We start from the raw sequence: 2,961 nt of genomic DNA, 5'->3' as shown, positions 1-2,961 counted from the left end.
CACCGGGAGACGCTGCAGATCCTGCGGCAGGAGGTCGAGCCGGTGGACCCGGAGCGGTACGCGGACTTCCTGGCCGAGCGGAACCTGACGCCGGTCCCCGCCACCGATGCCGCGGCCCGAGAGGTGCTGGAGCGCCTGGCGGGCGTCCCGGTGCCGGCGGCCTCACTGCTCCCCGAGGTCCTGGGGGCCCGGTTCCGGGACGGCGACACGTCGGCGGCGGAGCGGATCGTCGCCTCGGGCTCCTATCTCTGGCAGGGCCTGCCGGGACGGCGCGTGGCGCTGATCCCCAGAGACGTGGCCGCTCGCCTGCTGCGACCGACCGGCCCGGTCGGGGGCGGAGCGGTCCTGGTCGAAGAGGTCCTGCGCGGCCGGGGGGCGTCCTTCCTCAGCGAGCTGGCTTCGGCCGCATCGATCCCGGAGAAGGAGGCGCTCTCGGCGCTGTTCGAGCTGGTGTGGGCCGGGCGGGTGACCAACGACTCCCTGGCGGGGATCCAGGAACCCCCCCGGGCCTCGCGGCGAGGGGACCGCCGGGCGCCGCGGATGCCGCTCTACGGTCGGTGGAGTTTGTTGCCCGAGCCCGATGAGGACCCCACGATCCGCGCCGAGACGTGGGCCGAGCGGCTCATCGACGCCTACGGGGTGGTGGCCAGGGAGACGGCCTCGGCCGCCGAGGTCCCGATCCCCTGGCCGCTCCTGGTCGACGCGCTGGTCACGATGGAGGCGCAGGGCCGGGCCCGACGCGGGTACTTCGTGGGTGGTCTCTCCGGGGTGCAGTTCGCGCTCCCCGCTGCGGTCGACCGGCTGCGCCGGGCCTCCTCGGGCCGGCTGTGGATCGTGGCCGCCTCCGATCCGGCCAACGCCGTCGGGCCGCTGGTGCCGCCGGCCGCCGAGGTCCCGGTGCGGATCGCCCGGGTGCCCGGGTCGTGGCTCGTGCTGGCCGGGGGGCGGCCGGTGCTGGCGGTCGAGGGCCGGGGGCGCCGGCTCGTGCCGCTGGCCGCCGACGAGCAGGAGCGGGCGGTGGCCGCGCTCGCCGAGCTGGCCGGGCGGTGGCCCCGGGGCCGTGTGGTTGTGGAGCGCTGGGGCGAGGAGCCGGTCATCGGGAGCGAGGGGGAGCGGCTGCTACGGCTGGTCGGCTTCATCGCGGGCCCCCGGCGGATGACCTACCGAGCCCCGGTCCGCTGATGGTCAGGACCCGGCCAGGGTCTCCACCTCGGCCCGGCTCGCGAGCCCGGCCCGGGCTCCCACGGCCCGGCAGGCCAGGGCCCCGGCGGCACAGGCGAGCCTGACCCCGCGCTCCAGCGGCATCCCCTCGAGCATCGACCAGGCCACCGCGGCCACGAAGGCGTCCCCGGCCCCGGTGGTGTCGGCCACCTCGATCTCGAAGCCGACCTGGCGGTGGACGGGCTCGCCGGGCCGGTGCAGGTGCGCGCCGTCCGCGCCTCGCGTGATGACCACGGCGCTGGGAGCGGAGCCGGGGAGGCCCAGAGCCTCGGCCTCGATCTCGTTGGCCACCACCACGTCACATCGATCCAGGAGGTCAGTGGGGAGCGTCCGGGCCGGTGCGGGGTTGAGGATGAACGCCCATCCGTTCGAATCGGCGAACTCTGCGGCCGCGAGGACCGCCTCGTCGGGGATCTCCAGGTTCGCCACCACCACGGCGCGGTCGGTCTCGATCGCCGAAAGGGCATCGTCGACGTGGGCCGCGGACAGCTCGGCGTTCGCGCCGGGCGCCACCGCGATCACGTTCCGGCCCTCGCCGTCGACCAGGATCGCGGCCACGCCGGTCGGTGCTCGGGCGGTTCCCAGCGAGCCGGCGTCGACACCCGCGCCCGCCAGGTCCCGGCGGGCCTCCTCGCCGAGGTCGTCGGGGCCGACCATGCCCACGAACGCGGTCCGGGCGCCGAGCCGGGCGGCCGCGGCGGCCGCGTTGCCCCCTTTGCCGCCGGGCACCCGGTGAAAGGATCCACCGGTGACGGTCTCGCCCGTCTCGGGAAGGCGATCGATCCGGACCACGAGATCGACGTTGACCGAGCCCACCACCACGACCATCACACCGGGAACCTGCCGAACAGCCGGGTGCACAGGAACTCCAGGAACCGGTCACCGTCGGCGTCGAGGGCCACCGAGGCGTTCGGCTCGCCCCACGGCTCGGGGATGTGCCAGAAGTCGGCCAGCGTCGCCCCGGCGGTGAGCTCCCCCCTGGTCTCCACCGTGACCCACAGGTCCTGAGTCGTCACCAGCGTGGGATCGATGGCCGCGCCGACCGCCAGGGGATCGTGGAGGGCAAACCCGTCGATCCCGTAGTACGTGCGGTACACGGCGCTGACGTAGCTCCCGAGCTCTCCGACGGCCCGTTCCACGGGGACCTCCGAGCCCGCGAGCCTGGCCGCCGCCTCGCCGGGGAAGACGGCTCGCATCGTGGCGTCGAGCGGCACCAGCGTGATCGGAACGCCGGAGCGGAACACGATGGCCGCGGCCTCGGGGTCCGCGAAGATGTTGAACTCGGCGGCCGGGGTCACGTTCCCCTCGCGGCGGATGGCGCCGCCCATGGAAACGATCCGCTCCAGCCGTTCGATCACGCCGGGTGTTGCCAGGATCGCTGTGGCCACGTTCGTCAACGGTCCCAGGGAGATCAGCGTGGTCGGCTCGTCGGTCTCCTCCAGCGCGCCGGCGATGAACGCGGCGGCGTCGGCGGCGAACGGTCGCGCGTCGTCCGGGGGCGGGAACAGGCCGCCGAGCCCGTCGGGGCCGTGCACGGTCTCGGCGTGCCGGGGCGGACGGACCAGGGGCGCCGCTGCGCCGGTCACGACCGGGACATCCCGCCGCCCGACCAGGTCGAGCACCTTGAGGGCGTTCAGGGTGCAGGCCTCGACCGGGACGTTGCCGTGGACCACCGTGATGCCCCGGACGTCGAGCTCGGGTGAGGCCAGGGCCAGGAGGATGGCGATGGCGTCGTCGATC

General features: G+C 74.8%; 3 protein-coding genes. 1 reads left to right on the top strand and 2 read right to left on the bottom strand.

What is annotated here, in order from left to right:
* On the top strand, window positions 1-1,182 hold a 1,182-nt coding region (locus VF468_08770; protein ID HEX5878399.1), incomplete at its 5' end, for a hypothetical protein.
* Window positions 1,183-1,185: 3 nt separating this feature from the next.
* Here VF468_08770 and VF468_08765 read toward each other — a convergent pair.
* Window positions 1,186-2,049 (bottom strand): PfkB family carbohydrate kinase, encoded by an 864-nt coding sequence (locus VF468_08765; protein ID HEX5878398.1) that lies wholly within the window; start codon window positions 2,047-2,049, stop codon window positions 1,186-1,188.
* The coding region (locus VF468_08760) for a nucleoside hydrolase (GenBank protein ID HEX5878397.1) at window positions 2,049-2,961 on the bottom strand (913 nt) is incomplete at its 5' end. The genes VF468_08765 and VF468_08760, both read right to left, overlap by 1 nt.

Source organism: Actinomycetota bacterium (assembly GCA_036280995.1).
Taxonomy (GTDB): domain Bacteria; phylum Actinomycetota; class CALGFH01; order CALGFH01; family CALGFH01; genus CALGFH01.
The sequence above is the reverse complement of the archived record's forward strand: the minus strand, read 5'-3'. Positions and strand labels throughout refer to the sequence as shown.

Excerpts from the sequence above, each read along its gene's own strand:
- VF468_08765 (HEX5878398.1), bottom strand. The coding sequence starts at position 2,049 with ATGGTCGTGGTGGTGGGCTCGGTCAACGTCGATCTCGTGGTCCGGATC.